This is a genomic window from Caulobacter sp. GW821-FHT10A10, from assembly GCF_059415745.1.
In genome coordinates this window covers 240267-255177 of record NZ_JBWKNV010000003.1, presented here as the reverse complement: position 1 = coordinate 255177, position 14911 = coordinate 240267, and the positions used below count along the sequence as shown (strand labels likewise).

Sequence of the window (14911 nt, the reverse complement as noted above, 5' to 3'; positions counted from 1 at the left end):
ACCGCCGCGTCGCGCTTCATCCTCCCCCCAGGAAGCGCGGCGCGGTTTTTCTTTGGAAAACGGCGGCTTAACCGCGTTTGGAAGCATCACGTTCAGCCTGATGCGCGAAGATGCTCGCACGCAGGGGACAGCGAGGCGGGCGTGGCGAAGAAGGACAAAGCAGTCAAGCGGAGGTCGGGAATGGCCGACTTCATGACGCTGCTGGTCTGCATCGCCTGCACCGTGTGGGCCTTCAGGACGATCGTCGGTCTGGCCGGCTGATTATCGCTTGGCCTTCGGGCCAGAAGGCGGCACTTGAGCGGCAAAGCCGTTTCAAGACCAGGATACCGCCGCCCATGCCCACCCAATCCGCCCAGGGCGTCACGATCGTCGATCACCCGCTGGTGCAGCACAAGCTGACCCTGATGCGGGACAAGGAAACCTCCACCAAGACCTTCCGCGCCCTGATGCGCGAGACCGCGACCCTGATCTGCTACGAGGTTACGCGCGAGCTCTCGATGGACGAGGTCGAGATTCAGACCCCCGTCGCCCCGACCAAGGCCAAGGTCATCGCCGGCAAGAAGCTGGTGTTCGCGCCGATCCTGCGCGCGGGCCTGGGGATGGCCGAGGGCATGCTCGACCTGGTGCCGTCGGCCCGCGTGGCCCATATCGGCCTCTATCGCGATCCGCAGACCCTCGAGGCCGTCGAGTACTACTTCAAGACCCCGGAAGACATCGCCGACCGCCTGGTCATCGTCGTCGATCCGATGCTGGCCACCGGCCACACGGCCGTCGCCGCCATCGACCTCCTGAAGAAGCGCGGCGTGCGCGACCTGCGGTTCGTCTGCCTGCTGGCCTCGGTGCCGGGCGTGGAGACCCTGCGCGCGGCCCACCCGGACGTGCAGATCTGGACGGCGGCGGTGGACGCCTCGCTCAACGACCACGGCTATATCGTGCCGGGCCTGGGCGACGCGGGGGACCGCACCTTCGGCACCCGCTGACCGGACGGCGCGCGTCGGCCCCAAAGCGGGGCTGTTTGTGCGTCTGCGCACTTGCGCGACTCCTCAGGCGGGTTAAGCAACGGCGTTAACCTTTCGGTACGCCATGCTTGTCACGCCGCCGCTGATCTATGTCGCAGACGACGACGCCCTGACGCGCGAGCTGGTCGAGATCCAGCTCGGGCGCGGCGGCTACGCCGTGCGCACCTATCCGACGGTGGAAGACCTGCTGTCGGCGGTCGAGGCTGCGCCGCCGGCCCTGATCCTGCTCGACGTGCGCATGCCGGGGCTTTCCGGCCTGGACGCCCTGCGCAGCCTGAAGGCCGTGCCGGGCGGGGCCGAGATTCCGGTGCTGATGCTGACGGGGGAGGGGCGGCTGGACCGCATCGTCCAGGCCCTGCAGCTGGGCGCGGCCGGCTACGTGATGAAGCCGTTCACGGGCAAGGCGTTGCTGGACCGGATCGGCGAGGTCTTGAGGGCCGAGGCGTAGGGTCGTCAGAGGGCCGCTCCCGACCGCGTCTAGTTCTTGGCGACGACCTGGCAGAAGAACAAAGGCGTCGTGAAAGACGACTTGGCGCTGACGGCGCCGTCTTGGCGGAAGCCGAGGCAGGACACGGTGTAGCGCACCGGTCGCGTGCAGATGTTCTCATAGGCTTGAACGGGTGTTCCGGCCCGGGTTTCAAAGCGCTTGAGGTCGCCGTAACCGTCGACGATCTGAACAGTCTCTTGGGGTGTCCGCACACCGGCGTCACGCAAGCAGGGGCCGAGATCTTTGAGGCGCTGCGCCTCTTGAGCGGCCCGGGAGGCTTGGTCGGCGGCGGCTTCGCGTCGTTCGCGCTCCTGCCGAGCCGCGATGATCTGCACGTCGTCGGTCATGGGCGGCGTCGTCTTGCAGCGCCCCATGTAGCCGACGTCCAGGCATGTCACGCGTCCCTCGGACAGGCTGACCCGGACATTCTGGGTATAGGCCTTATTGCCGAAACTTGCCTTCAGGCTGATCGTCACCGGACGTCCGGCGGTGTCCTTGGCCTGGACCTCGACCTCTCGCAGACTGCCAGCGTCATAGACATAGCGCGGCTGCCAGAAGAGGGTGGTGCGGTGGAGCGCGTCCTCCAGGAGTGCGTCATAGGTCTGGGTGGTCTGCTTGGGTCCATAGAGCAGGCGATCGCGACGCCCGCAGTAGGCTAGGCCGCCGCCTGCGCGATCCTCCGCGCACAGTTCGCCAAGCAGCCGCATCCGATAGAGGCCGCCGCCCATCGGACCTCGGGTCGGGATCACGTCGAAATTGTAACTGAACACCCAGCGGCCGTTCTTCAATTCCGGCGGATAGATGATGCCGCTGCCTTCGTAGGCCTGACCTCGCCAGCGGGTGATGCGGTTGATGGCGCCTGAGCCAGTCATTGTTTGCATCAGTTGCAGGACCGCAGGCGCTGTCTCAGCCTGGATGGCGTCGAAGCCGGCCGTATCTCCATGCCAGTTGTCGAACTGATTGATAGGGCCGATCGCTGGCACAGGTTGAAAGCGTTCCTGCGCCTTTGATTGGTCGAGACCGCCGCTTAGGATCAGGCCAACCATCGCCAGAGGCGCAGATATATGAACGCCCAGCCTTCGCGTCATGCCAGCCCCCTTGCATGTCAAGGTCAAGCTTGATCAAAAGCTCAGGGTTGCGTCAAGCGAGTTGCTATCGCTTGGCGGATGCCGGAGCCAAATAGCAAAAAGGCCGGGGATCGCTCCCCGGCCTTTCGTTCGTCAGGGCCGTGGGGCCGATCAGATTTCCTGGTTGTACTTGCCCACCCGGGCGCCCAGGCGGGGCTTCACTTCCTGGTGGAAGAGGGCCTTCATGTCGTCTTCCGACTGGGTGCTCTCGACCACGACCACCACTTCGGGCTTGTTCGACGAGGCGCGGACCAGCACCCACGAGCCGTCGTCCAGGTGCACGCGCACGCCGTTGACGGTGATCACCTCGGTGATCTTTCGACCCAGGATCGAGCCGCCGGCCGCGAACAGGTCCTCGTATTCCTTCACCACCTCGGCGACGACGCCGTACTTCTTCTCGTCGTCGCAGTGCGGGCTCATGGTCAGCGAGGTGAAGGCGATCGGCAGGGCCTTGCGCAGGTCCGACAGCTTCTTGCCCGGGTTGCGGTCGAGCATGGCCAGCACGGCGGCGGCGGCGGTCAGGCCGCAGTCGTAGCCGTAGCCCAGCGGGGCGTTCATGAAGAAGTGGCCGCTCTTCTCGAAGCCGGCCAGGGCGCCGGTCTCGGCGCTCTTGCGCTTGATGTAGCTGTGGCCGGTCTTCCAGTAGATGACCTTGCAGCCGTGCTCCTTGAGGATCGGGTCGGTGGCGTAGAGGCCGGTCGACTTGACGTCGACGACGAAGGTCGCGCCCGGGTGCAGCGGGGCGAGATCGCGGGCCAGCATCAGGCCGATCTTGTCGGCGAAGATCTCTTCGCCCTCGTCGTCGACCACGCCGCAGCGGTCGCCGTCGCCGTCGAAGCCGAAGGCCAGATCGGCGCCGTGCTCACGGACGGCCTTGGCCATCTCGTGCAGCATCTCCAGATCTTCCGGGTTCGGATTGTACTTGGGGAAGGTGTAGTCGAGGTCGGTGTCCATGCCGACGACGTCCGACACGCCCATGCGCTGCAGGGCGTCGACCGCGAAGGCGCCGGCGGTGCCGTTGCCGCAGGCGGCCAGCACCTTCAGCGGACGGCTGATCTGAGCGCGGGTGGCGACGTTGGCGATGTAGCGCTCGGCCTGGCCTTCGACGCGGATCAGCTTGCCGCCGTCACGCTCGACGAACTTGGCGTTCAGGACGATGTCCTTGAGCTTGCCCATCTCGTCCGGGCCGAAGGTCAGCGGTTTCTGGGCGCCCATCTTCACGCCGGTCCAGCCGTTTTCGTTGTGGCTGGCGGTGACCATGGCGACGCACGGAATGTCGAGGTCGAACTGAGCGAAATAGGCGGTGGGCGACAGGGCCAGGCCGATGTCGTGCACCTCGCAGCCGGCGCTCAGCAGGCCCAGGATCAGGGCGTTCTTGATCGACGAGGAGTAGGAGCGGAAGTCGTGGCCGACCACGATCTTCGACTGGCCCAGTTCCTGGATGTAGGTGCCCAGGCCCAGGCCCAGGGCCTGAATGCCCAGCAAGTTGATCTCGGGGCCGAACAGCCAGCGCGCATCGTATTCACGGAAACCCGTCGCCTTGACCAGCGGCTCGTTTTCATAAGCGGCGGTATTCGGAACCAGATCGGCGCGGGGAGTCGAGAACATAGGAGCTCGCTTCAATGAGTGGTGGGGTGCGTTTAGCTGTCGGAGTGGTTGCTTGCCACCCTCTTCGTATGACGATGATCGATCAATGTGACGGTTGATCGAGATTTGGCGTCGCGTCGGGCGCCTATTGTGCGAGACCGCCGGTGGCGGCGGCCGCGGCGTCGGCTTCGCGCTGGCGGCGTTGGTCGCTGCGGCGGGCCGAATCCTTCTCTCGCTCGATCAGCGCCTTCATCTCCGGGGTCTGCTGCAGGGGCGTGGAGCCGAAGGGGCCGGGCGAACGGTCGCCGTAGCCCTGCGGCCAGACCATGGCGAAGGCGATCATCGCCAGGGCGACGAGCGCGCAGAGGGGCATGAAGATGCGATCGGGCATGGTCCGGCTATAGCACGTCGTTCGTGGCGGGACAGGGGCGATGCTCGGCCAGATGCTTACGCGGCGTCATCCGCCCTTGCGCCACCGGGCGTCGCGCCGCTTGACGGCGGCCCCGCGCGGCCTTAGCCCGCGCTGGACCAATCAAGGGAGTTCCGATGCCCGTCCTCGTCCTGCTTCGCCACGGCCAGAGCCAGTGGAACCTCGAGAACCGCTTCACCGGCTGGGTGGACGTGGATCTCACCGCCGAGGGCGAGGCCCAGGCCCGCAAGGGCGGCGAACTGATCAAGGCCGCCGGCCTCGACATCGACGAGGCCTTCACCTCGGTCCAGACCCGCGCCATCCGCACCTGCAACCTGGCGCTCGACGCGGCCGCGCAAAGCTTCGTGCCGGTGACCAAGGACTGGCGCCTGAACGAGCGCCACTATGGCGGCCTGACCGGCCTCAACAAGGCCGAGACCGCCGAGAAGCACGGCGAGGAGCAGGTCACCATCTGGCGCCGCTCCTACGATGTTCCGCCCCCGGAGCTCGCACCGGGCGGCGAGTACGACTTCGCCAGCGACCGCCGCTACAAGGGCGCGAGCCTGCCCTCGACCGAGAGCCTGGCCACCACCCTGGTGCGCGTGCTGCCCTACTGGGAAGAGGCGATCGCCCCCAAGCTGAAGGCCGGCGAGAACATCCTGGTCGCCGCCCACGGCAACTCGCTGCGCGCCATCGTCAAGCACCTGTTCGCGGTGCCGGACGACCAGATCGTCAAGGTCGAGATCCCCACCGGCAACCCGCTGGCCATCGAGCTGGACGCCGATCTGAAGCCGGTGGGCGCCCGTTACCTCGACGAGGCCCGCGCCGAGAAGCTGCCGGCCATCGGCTGATCCAGGTCGTACGCAAGATCTTCCGGGGTTCCTTTCGTCCGAGGGCGAAAGGAACCCTAGGTCGTTTCAGGTGCTTCTTGCGCGCAGGAAGTGCCTGGAAACACGACGTTAATGCTGCCAGGCGCATCAAGTAGGCGTACCCTTAGGGGGAATAGACGCGAGCTTGCATGAACACCCCGGCAGCGGCAGGCCAGGAATACCGGCGCCTGACGCAACAAGAAGTGGACGTGATCTGCGCCAAGCACGACCGCCTGTGGTCGGCTCGGCTCGGTGGCGCGCGCGCGGTGTTCGCCTTCTGCGACCTGTCCGGACTGGTGCTGGCGGGTCGTAACCTGTGCGACGCCGACTTCACCGGCGCGCTGTTGGTCGGCGCCGACCTACGCCGCTGCAAGCTCGACAACGCCAATCTCTACGGCGCCGACATGCAGGGGGCGGACCTGACCGACTCCTCGCTGCGGCGCTCGGACCTGCGCGGCTCCAGCCTGCGCGGCGCCAACCTGACCGGCGCCGACATGTTCGAGGCCGATCTGCGCGAAGGCCAGATCGCCGCCGCCGACCGCAAGGAAGGCTTCCGCATCATCGAGCCGGTGCAGCGCGAGGCCTATGCGGCCGGCGCCAACCTCTCGGGGGCCAACCTCGAGCGCTCGCGGCTGTCGGGCATCGTCGCCACCAAGGCCGACTTCAGCGACGCGATCCTGAAGGACGCCAAGCTGGTGCGCGCCAACCTCAAGCAGGCCAATTTCAACGGCGCCAACATGGCCGGGGCCGACCTTTCGGGCGCCAACCTGTCCGGCGCCGACCTGCGCAACACCGTGCTGGTGGGGGTGAAGACCCTGTCCTGGAATGTCACCGGGGCCAGCATGGAAGGGGCGCTGACCGACAAGGCCTCGGGCGTCGACGTTTCCGACATGCCCTACGAGCAGATGATCGCCGACCACGCCCGCTGGTGCGAGACCGGCGGCGCCGAGGGCAAGCCCTCGTCGTTCGACCGGGCCGACCTGCGCAATCTGAAGAGCATCCGCGGCTTCAACCTGACGGCCCTGTCGGCCAAGGGCGCGGTGTTCTACGGCCTCGACATGGAAGGCGTGCAGATGCAGGGCGCCCAGCTGGAAGGGGCGGACCTTCGGGCCTGCAACCTGCGCCGGGCCGACCTGCGCGGGGCGCGCCTGAAGGGCGCCAAGCTTTCCGGCTCCGACCTGCGCGACGCCCAACTCGGTCCGCTGCTGATCGGCAAGGACCGGCTGCTGCCGGCCGACCTGACCGGCGTGCTGCTGACCAACGCCGATCTGGCCCGAGCCGACCTGCGCGGCGCCTGCATGGCCGGCGCGGACCTGTCGCGCGCCAACTTCACCAACGGCAACCTCAAGGATGTCGACCTGACCGGGGCGATCCGGCTGGGCGCGCGGGGGTTGGACGACGTCATCTGAGCAATTGTGACGAAAAGACGCGGCCTTAACCGTTCGCTCGTCGATTCCTGTTATCCGATGAAATTCAAGAGACTTACGCAGAGTCGGGAGGGGGTCCCGCAATGAACGCCGTGCAGAATCTTGCGGGCCGCCGCAAGCTCAGCCAGGCCGAACTCGACATGCTCGTCACGGCCCACGAGAAGTTCGTGACCGGCAAGCAGGGCGGCAAGCGCGCCTCGCTGCGGTTCATGAACCTGTCGGGCCTGGACCTGTCGTTCCGCAATCTGACCGACGCCGACCTGTCGGCCTCTATCCTCGACGGCTGCCGCATGGTGCGCACCAAGCTGGACCGCGCCAGCCTGTTCGGCTGCGACCTGCGCAAGGCCGACCTGCGCCAGGCCAGCCTGCAACGCGCCGACCTTCGCGGGGCCTGCCTGCGCGGCGCCAACCTCTCGCAGGCCGACCTGACCCAGGCCGACTTCCGCGAAGGCCAGATCGCCATCCCGCACCCCCGCAAGGGGCTCGACACCCTCAAGCACGAAACCCGCAACGGCGAGGTCGACGAGGTCAACTTCTCGGGCGCCACCCTGGACGGCTCGCAGTTCACCGGCGTCTCGGCCTTCAAGGCCGACTTCTCCGACTGCTCCCTGCGTGGGGCCAAGCTGTCGGGCGCCAACCTGAAGGAAGCCAACCTGGCCGGCGCCATCCTCGATAACGCCGACATCAAGGGCGCCAACCTGGAAGGCGCCAACCTGCAGGGCTCGGTGATGGCCGGGGTCGACACCTCGACCGCGCGGACCAGCGGCGCGCACATGACCGGCGCCCTGACGGCCTCGACGCCGGAAGCCGTGAACAAGGCCCGCGAACTCTACGCCCGGTGCTTGGCCAACCAGCAATGGTGCCAGACCGGCGGCAAGGAAGGGCAGGCGGCCCGTCTCGACGGCGAGGACCTGCGTCCGCTCGGCGATCGGCTGAAGGGCCTGCGCCTGACCGCCATGACCGCCAAGGGCGCCTGCATGGTCGGCATGGACCTGTCGGGCGCCCAGCTTCAGGGCGCGAACCTGCAGAACGCCGACCTGCGCGCGGCCAATCTGCGCGGGGCCGACCTGCGCGGGGCCAAGCTGACCGGCGCCAACCTGACCAAGGCCGACCTGCGCCAGGCCTATCTGTCGCCGCTGCCGCTCGGTCCCCAGCGCCAGACCCAGGTCAGCCTGGCGGCCGCCCGGATGCGCTACGCCATGGTGCAGACCGCCGACCTTTCCGAAGCCATCCTCGACGGCGCCGATCTGCGCGGCGCCGACTTTACCGGCGCCCGCATCGCCAAGGCCAGCTTCCGCGACTGCGACCTGAACCAGGTGCAGGGCGTGGAGTTCGCGCCGGCGGCTTAGCAAGATCCTCCCCCTGAAGGGGGAGGTGGCCCGAAGGGCCGGAGGGGGAAGCGGCTGCCGAGATGCCGCAATCACTTCCCCCTCAGTCGCTCCGCGACAGCTCCCCCTTCAGAGGGAGCATCTGATCATCACACCTTCGCCGGATAGACCGGGGTGATGTCCACGGGGATGTCCTTCAGCGTGGCGATCACGCCGCGGGCGTCGTCGTCGAGGTGGGCGTAGCGGTCGAAGAAGGCCACCATGCCGGCATAGTCGCCGTCGCCCTGCAGCTTGACGATGTCGGCCACCAGGTCGCGGATGCCGGCGGCCATCTTGGCGTCGTCGATGCGGTAGCGCTTGGCGGTCGGATCGTAGACGAAGGCGCCCTTGGCCTTGAGGTAGCCGTACTGCAGGGCCGCGCCCCGGCCGTGGGCCTCCTCGTCGCCCCAGCGGGCGGCGCGGAAGATGCCGGCAGTGTAGGTGGCGAACAGCTGCGAACGCTCGGCGGCCGGGATCTCGCCCTTGTCCATCATGAACAGGATGTTCCAGGCGCCCATGACGTCGGCCTTGGCCTCTTCGGCGGTGCCGGCGATGTCCTTCAGCTCGGCCGAGACGGTGGTGGCGCGGCCGGCGACGGTGATCGAGCCCGGGCCCAGGCTGTGCGACAGCTCGTGGAACAGGGTCTCCAGCGTCATGTACTTCTGGCTGACCAGGGCGGCCTGGTCGGCGACCAGCACCCGCGAGGCGATGGGCGAGAGGATGCCCTCGTACTTGGCGGCCAGCACGTTGGACAGGATCACCTTCTTGGCGCCCTTGGCCTCGCGCACCCGCTCGTCGTTGGGCAGGTTGAAGGCCACGGTCTGGGGTCCATGCAGATTGTCGCCGCCGCCGCGGATCTGCTCGGCCACGGCGATCGGCGAGGCCCCGCCGCGCTTGAAGTTCTTGTAGCTGTCGGCGACCGGCAGGTTGGCCTCCATGTCGCGCAGATAGGCCTTGTACTTGTCGAGGGCCTGGCTCTCGGTCGGGTTCTTCAGGGTGACAAAGGCCTCGAAGGCGGCCTTCTGGCCGATCATCTCGTCGGTGTAGGTCTCGTACGGACCGATGGCGACCTCGATCGGCGTGCCTTCCAGGTCCATCCAGGCCATCTCGGACTGGAAGTAGTCGTTGGAGCGGAACGACTGGGCGCGCAGGGTCAGGAAGCGCTTGAGGCTGGCGTTGGTAGTGACCTTGGCGGCCTCGTCCAGCAGGGCGGCGGCCTTGGTCAGTTCGGGCTTATAGGCCTCGGAATAGGGCACGGCGACCAGCTTGTCGCCGTCGCGGCGGACCACGGTGTAGGCGTCCATCAGCGACGCCTTCTGGTCGGGATGAGCGGCGAGATAGGTCTCGAACGCGTCCTTGGTCATGCCCGGCGGGTAAAAGCCGTGGCCGGGGCCGTCGGGGCCGCCCTGGGCGACCGCCTGCTTGTCGTAGATGGCCGTCATCTGGTCGGCGGCCTGGATCAGCAGGTTCACCACCTTGCGCTCCTCGGGGCTGAGGAAGGCGGTGTCGGTCTTCATGCGGATGGTCGCGTAGGTCTCGGGCGCGGCCAGGGCCGGGGCGGAGGAGAGGGCGGCGACCGAGACGCCGAGCGTCAGGGCGAGAGCCAGGGCGGGAGAAACGAGCGCGCGCATGGAAGGCCTTTGCGAAACAAGCGAAGGCGACGCTTACACCCGCCCCATGGCCAAGACGAGGCAGGCCCTTCTAAAAACGCCGCCGCTTCAGCGAGGCGAAGGCGTCCAGCATCACGGCGGCCAGGGCGGTCTGGCTCTGGGCGAAGGCCGGGTCGCTGGCGGTTCCCGACAGGCGCATGCCGTCGGGGCGCACGACGCTCCAGGTGTAGCGGCCGGCGGCGATGTCGAGCTCGACCTGGCAGTCGGAAGCGGGCGGGGCGGCGGTCAGCATGGGTGATCTCCTGTAGGGGCGAGATCAGACTTTGAACGCGGCCCAAGGCGCGGTGATGAACCGCCTGTGGAGATTCCGTGCAGACGCGCGGAGGGGGCTTCAGGCCCTCGGCAGCGACAGGGTGAAGCGCGCGCCAGGCCCGCCAGCGACATAGGCCGTCTCGCCGCCGTGGGCGCGGGCCAGGGAGCGGGCGATGGACAGGCCAAGACCCGTGCCGCCTTGCGTTCGGCGTGTGGTGAAGAACGCCTCGAACAGGCGGGCGGCGTCGGCGGGCGTCACGCCGGGACCGTCGTCGGCGACCTCGAGCACGACCTCGGCGCCGTCCTTGCGGGCGGCGATCGTCACCGTGCGGGCGCTGGCCTGGCGGCTGTTCTCGACCAGCACGGTCAGCACCGTCTCGATCACCGCCAGGGGGGCGGCGACCGGCGGCAGGTCGGCCGGCAGGTCCAGCGCCACGGCGAGGTCGGGGCCGGAAAGAGCGGCGGCTACCGAGCGGGCGGCGGCGGCGGGCGCGGCGGCGACGCCGGCCTCGGGCGTGGCCATGTCGGCGCGGGCCAGCTCCAGCAGCCGTCCGACCAGGGCCGAGAGGCGAGCGTTGTCGGCGGCGATGTTGGCCAGGAAGCGCTCGCGCTCGGCCTCGCTCATGGTCGGATAGTGGTCCTGCAGAAGCTCGATGGCCCCGCGCACCCCGGCCAGGGGCGTCTTGAACTCGTGGCTGAGGGCGGCGGCGAAGTCGCGCAGATAGCGCGAGCGCTTGTCGATCGCCGCGGCCATGGCCCGAAAGTCGTCGTACAGCGCCTGGATCTCGACGGCGGCGGTGGTGGGGGTCTCCGGCGGCTCGCCGCGGCCCTGGGCCATGGCGCGAGTGGCGGCGCTGAGCTGCTCGATCGGCCGGCTGACCCCGCGCGACACCAGGCCCGCCAAGCCGAACAGCACCAGCACGATGATCCCGGCGCCCAGGGCCAGCTTGCCGCGATCCTCGTGCAGCCCCTTGAACAGGCCACGCGGCGAGCGCGACAGCAGCAGCACGCCGACGGTTCGGCCGCCGACCACCACCGGCCGGGCGTGGTGCAGGCGCACGGCCGAGGCGCGGCTCAGCCACTCCCAGACATAGCGTGGGCGGTACTGGCCGATCCGCCGCAGCACGGTCTCCGACCGGCCGGACAGGGCGTCGCGCACCTCGGGCAGGGCCGACAGGTCGCCGCCGGTCCCCAGGCCCCGAACCACGCGGCCATGGGCGTCGGTCAGGACGATGGCGGCCAGGGTGCTGCGGGTGGTGTCGGCGAAGATGTGGTCGAGGCGCGCGGCGGCTGAGACGGCGTCGGGCTGGGGCGCGCCGGTGGGCTTCGGCGTCGGTCGCTCGGGCAGGATACGGGCGGCCGACAGGTCGATGCTGGGCTTTTCGGGGCGGTAGTAGGCAGGGTCTTCCGAATCCGGTTCGGGCAGGGCGGAAACCGGCGGCGCGTCAGGCCACAGGGCCGCCGCGGTCGCCGCCAGGGCCGCGCCCTGGGCGTTCAGCTCGGCCTCGGTCTGGCGCACCAGGGTGTTCTCGTAGCTGCGCAGGAAGATCCCGCCCAGGGCCGGCATGGCGGCGGCGAACAGCAGCACCGCCAGCAGGATCGAGCGCAGGCGCAGGGCCGGCCAGCGGCGCTTGACCGCGTCCTTGAAGGCCGACAGCGCCGTGATCACGCCTGGGCGTCCTGGCCCTGGCAGGCCCCCAGGCGATAGCCGACGCCGGGACGGGTCTCGACGACGTCGACCCCGCCCAGCCTGGCGAACTTGGCGCGCAGGTTGCGCACGTGGCTGTCGATGGTGCGGTCGGTGAGGGCGAAGCCCGGGCCACGCAGGCGGTCGATGATGGCGTCGCGGGTGAACACCCGGCGCGGGGCGCTGGCCAGGGTCCAGAGGATGCCGAACTCGGTGACGGTCAGCGTCGTTTCGGTCTCGCCCCAGGCCGCCCGCCAGGCGTCGGCTTCGAGGCTGAGGCGGCCATGGCTGACCAGCTTGGCCTCCTCGACCGGCGGCGGGGCGGCGGCCGAGGCGCGACGCAGGATCGCGGCGACCCGGGCGGTGACCTCGCGCGGGCTGAACGGCTTGACCACGTAGTCGTCGGCGCCCAGTTCGATGCCCAGCACCCGGTCGATCTCGTCGTCCCGCGACGACAGCAGCAGCACCGGCAGCTGGCCCTCGGCGCGGATGCGGCGGCAGACGTCCAGGCCGTTGAGGCGCGGCATGTTGATGTCCAGCACCACCAGGGCCGGCTTGTGGGCGGCGATCGCCTCCAGGGCCGCCTCGCCGTCGGCGGCCTCGACCGTGGCGTAGCCGGCCTTGCCCAGGGCGAAGGCCAGCAGCTCGCGGATGTGGGGCTCGTCGTCGACGATCAGGATCGGCTGAGTCATGGCGCAGATGTTCCGCTTGCGACGTTCGGGGTCAACGGTTCGCTGTAGGGTTGGGGCGGCGTTTCGAGGGCGCTGGGGCCGATCTGCTGGCCGCGGCAGTCCAGCGTGCCGGCCGGAACCAGGATTGTCCGGTCGCGCGGCGCGATCAGCAGGGCCTCGTCCAGGCGTCGCTGGCCGCGCCAGGACCAGCCGCGCCATTGGGCCTGGCGGGGCGAAAGGTCGTTCAGCACCGTCTCGCGCGACCAGGCCACGCGGGCCGCCAGCAGCGGGGGCAGGGCGGTGGCGCGGAGCTGGCTGAGGGCCACGACCGAGGCGGGGCCCAGGCGCTCCAGGTAGCAGACGTCCAGCGCCTCGCCGTCGCCGCCCAGTTCGCGGGCGTGGCGGACGTTCCAGGCGGCGGCGACCGAGCCGAGGTCCACCACCGTGCAGGCGGCCAGCACCAGGCCGGCGGCGGCGAGATTGGCGTTGATCAGCCAGCCGGCGCTCTTGGCGCGCAGCATCCGCCAGCAGATCAGCAGCAGGCCAAGGCCGACCAGCGCCATCCAGATCAGGGCCGCCAGCCGCAGGCGGGTGAGGGCGTAGACCTCCACATAGTCCACCGTGCGCAGGATCGACGAGGCGACCAGGAAGAGGTTCTGCGCCACCCACAGCACCACCAGCCGCCGCAGCCAGGTCGAACGCGCCGTGGCCGAGCCGGGCGCCAGGGCGACCAGCACGAAGAGGCCGGCCAGCAGGGCGGTGGCGATCAGCGGATAGGCGCCGCGATGGGCGTATTCGGCCAGGGTCACGCCCTGCGGCAGCGGCGCGCCCGACCACAGGAAGGCCAGGTCCAGGCCGTTCTGCAGGGCGAAGATGGTATTGAACACCACCAGCGACAGGCCCACCGAGGCGACGCTCAGGCCGGGCAGGGGCGCGGCGCCCGGCCTGGCGGCGGGCAGGCCCCAGAGGGGACGCTTGAAGCTGGGCCGCAGAAGCATCCAGACGCCGAACAGCACGATGACGGCGAAGCCGATGCGGGGCAGGTCGATCCGGGGGACGCGCCATTGAGCCACGGCCTGGGCGATCACCGGATTGGCGATGGTGAAGAGCGCCAGGAACACCGCGCCGCCGACGATGGGCAGCACCAGCACGGGCAGGCGGCGCAGGGCCGCGCCCGATCCCGGCGCGCGCTTGCGGGCCTTCAGGACGTCGCGGAACGGGGCGACGAAGCCCAGGACCAGCAGAGCTGCCAGCCGCTGCAGCCAGCGCCAGGTGTCCTCATGCCGACCCGCGCGGGCCGACAGCACCGCCACGGCGATGGCGATCGCCCACAGGACAAAGGCCAGCAGGCCGGGCGCCTCGATCATCACGACGCCGAAGACCGTCGCCGCCAGCAGCCAGGCCCAGGCGCGGCGCGCGGCCGGATGGACCAGGACGACGGCGATGGTCGCCAGCAGGCAGAAGCCGCCCAGGGTGGCGCCGGCGGCATAGCCCCAGAACAGCTGGTCGGCCGCCAGCACCAGCAGGGCGGCGGCCACCGGCTTCATCCAGAAGGGCGCGGCGGCGGGCGGCGGGCGGAAGGCTTTCATCGGAGGTCCCCATCAGCGGAGCCTTCCCGATAGCCGCGCGGCTTGCAGCCCCGGCGGCGAGGCCGTGCACGGCCCGCCCGATCGCCGTGCAGAACTGGTGCAGAGACGAAAAAGGGCGGCGCATCGCTGCGCCGCCCGAAGTCGGAGGGGACTTAGAACAGAGAGGGAAGAAAGTGGTCGCGCGCCCTTAGGCGGCCTGCTCGCCCTCGATCAGGCTGGCGGTGTCGGCGCCGGTGTTGATCGGGATGGTGCGGGCCTTGAGGGCTTCGGGCAGTTCGCGCTTCAGCGAGATGGTCAGCAGGCCGTCGGCCAGGGCCGCGTCGGTCACCACCACGTAGTCGGCCAGCTGGAAGCGGCGGTCGAAATTGCGCTCGGCGAGGCCGCGATGCAGGTAGCGCTTGGCTTCGTCATTGGCCGCTTTGCGGCCCGAGACGGTCAGCAGGCCTTCCTTGGCCTCGATCGACAGTTCTTCCGGCTTGAAGCCGGCGACGGCGATCTCGATGCGGTAGGAATTCTCGTCGGTGCGCTCGATGTTGTAGGGCGGGTAGCCGGAGGCGGCTTCGGTCTTGGCGGCGGCGTCGAGTTGCGCGGCCAGGCGGTCGAAGCCGACGAGCGAACGGTAAAGGGGCGACAGGTCGATCGTACGCATAGATATAGAACCTTCTCTTCAAGCAAGGTTGCGATGTGTGTTCGGACCTTCGACGACCCGATCTCGGCCTCGTCTGCGATCCGGAAGGCCCGGTTTTCCAG

General features: G+C 69.1%; 14 protein-coding genes. 5 read left to right on the top strand and 9 right to left on the bottom strand.

Going from position 1 to position 14911, the window contains the following annotated elements; genetic code table 11:
* The first annotated feature begins 335 nt into the window (after positions 1 to 335).
* Complete coding sequence (upp, locus tag AC07NS_RS10515) at positions 336 to 980, top strand: uracil phosphoribosyltransferase (protein WP_494603046.1); 645 nt, start codon at positions 336 to 338, stop codon at positions 978 to 980.
* Between the two features lie 103 nt (positions 981 to 1083).
* Positions 1084 to 1467 (top strand): response regulator, encoded by a 384-nt coding sequence (locus tag AC07NS_RS10510; RefSeq protein WP_494603045.1) that lies wholly within the window; start codon positions 1084 to 1086, stop codon positions 1465 to 1467.
* 29 nt (positions 1468 to 1496) lie between these two features.
* Here AC07NS_RS10510 and AC07NS_RS10505 read toward each other — a convergent pair whose 3' ends face one another.
* The 3 genes from AC07NS_RS10505 to AC07NS_RS10495 all read right to left on the bottom strand — a co-directional run bounded on the left by AC07NS_RS10505 (position 1497) and on the right by AC07NS_RS10495 (position 4611).
* Complete coding sequence (locus tag AC07NS_RS10505; protein ID WP_494603044.1) at positions 1497 to 2552, bottom strand: hypothetical protein; 1056 nt, start codon at positions 2550 to 2552, stop codon at positions 1497 to 1499.
* Between the two features lie 192 nt (positions 2553 to 2744).
* Positions 2745 to 4241, bottom strand: a complete 1497-nt coding sequence (locus AC07NS_RS10500; protein ID WP_494603043.1) for a phosphomannomutase/phosphoglucomutase — start codon at positions 4239 to 4241, stop codon at positions 2745 to 2747.
* 124 nt (positions 4242 to 4365) lie between these two features.
* Complete coding sequence (locus AC07NS_RS10495) at positions 4366 to 4611, bottom strand: hypothetical protein (protein ID WP_494603042.1); 246 nt, start codon at positions 4609 to 4611, stop codon at positions 4366 to 4368.
* A gap of 155 nt (positions 4612 to 4766) precedes the next feature.
* Here AC07NS_RS10495 and gpmA point away from each other — a divergent pair, with 155 nt between their 5' ends.
* From gpmA to AC07NS_RS10480, 3 genes are all read left to right on the top strand, one after another.
* Entirely contained in the window at positions 4767 to 5480 is a 714-nt protein-coding gene (gene gpmA / locus AC07NS_RS10490) for a 2,3-diphosphoglycerate-dependent phosphoglycerate mutase (protein ID WP_494603041.1), read from the top strand.
* Between the two features lie 167 nt (positions 5481 to 5647).
* Positions 5648 to 6907 (top strand): pentapeptide repeat-containing protein, encoded by a 1260-nt coding sequence (locus AC07NS_RS10485; protein WP_494603040.1) that lies wholly within the window; start codon positions 5648 to 5650, stop codon positions 6905 to 6907.
* 101 nt (positions 6908 to 7008) lie between these two features.
* Positions 7009 to 8274: a pentapeptide repeat-containing protein gene (locus tag AC07NS_RS10480; RefSeq protein ID WP_494603039.1), complete on the top strand. Its 1266-nt coding sequence runs from the start codon at positions 7009 to 7011 to the stop codon at positions 8272 to 8274.
* 128 nt (positions 8275 to 8402) lie between these two features.
* Here the strand turns inward: AC07NS_RS10480 and AC07NS_RS10475 are convergent, their stop codons facing one another.
* The 6 genes from AC07NS_RS10475 to AC07NS_RS10450 all read right to left on the bottom strand — a co-directional run bounded on the left by AC07NS_RS10475 (position 8403) and on the right by AC07NS_RS10450 (position 14810).
* The gene (locus tag AC07NS_RS10475; protein WP_494603038.1) at positions 8403 to 9923 is read right to left on the bottom strand and encodes a DUF8614 domain-containing protein; all 1521 of its coding nucleotides are present in this window, start codon (positions 9921 to 9923) and stop codon (positions 8403 to 8405) included.
* Positions 9924 to 9993: 70 nt separating this feature from the next.
* Positions 9994 to 10194: a hypothetical protein gene (locus AC07NS_RS10470; protein WP_110119686.1), complete on the bottom strand. Its 201-nt coding sequence runs from the start codon at positions 10192 to 10194 to the stop codon at positions 9994 to 9996.
* A 99-nt stretch (positions 10195 to 10293) separates the two neighbouring features.
* Positions 10294 to 11883 (bottom strand): sensor histidine kinase, encoded by a 1590-nt coding sequence (locus tag AC07NS_RS10465; protein ID WP_494603037.1) that lies wholly within the window; start codon positions 11881 to 11883, stop codon positions 10294 to 10296.
* Entirely contained in the window at positions 11880 to 12593 is a 714-nt protein-coding gene (locus AC07NS_RS10460; RefSeq protein WP_494603036.1) for a response regulator transcription factor, read from the bottom strand. Before AC07NS_RS10460 ends, AC07NS_RS10465 begins: the two co-directional genes overlap by 4 nt.
* Positions 12590 to 14161, bottom strand: a complete 1572-nt coding sequence (locus tag AC07NS_RS10455; protein ID WP_494603035.1) for a DUF4153 domain-containing protein — start codon at positions 14159 to 14161, stop codon at positions 12590 to 12592. The genes AC07NS_RS10460 and AC07NS_RS10455 overlap by 4 nt, the downstream gene beginning before the upstream one ends.
* Positions 14162 to 14348: 187 nt before the next feature.
* Positions 14349 to 14810, bottom strand: a complete 462-nt coding sequence (locus tag AC07NS_RS10450; protein ID WP_110119039.1) for an Hsp20 family protein — start codon at positions 14808 to 14810, stop codon at positions 14349 to 14351.
* Positions 14811 to 14911: the final 101 nt, after the last annotated feature.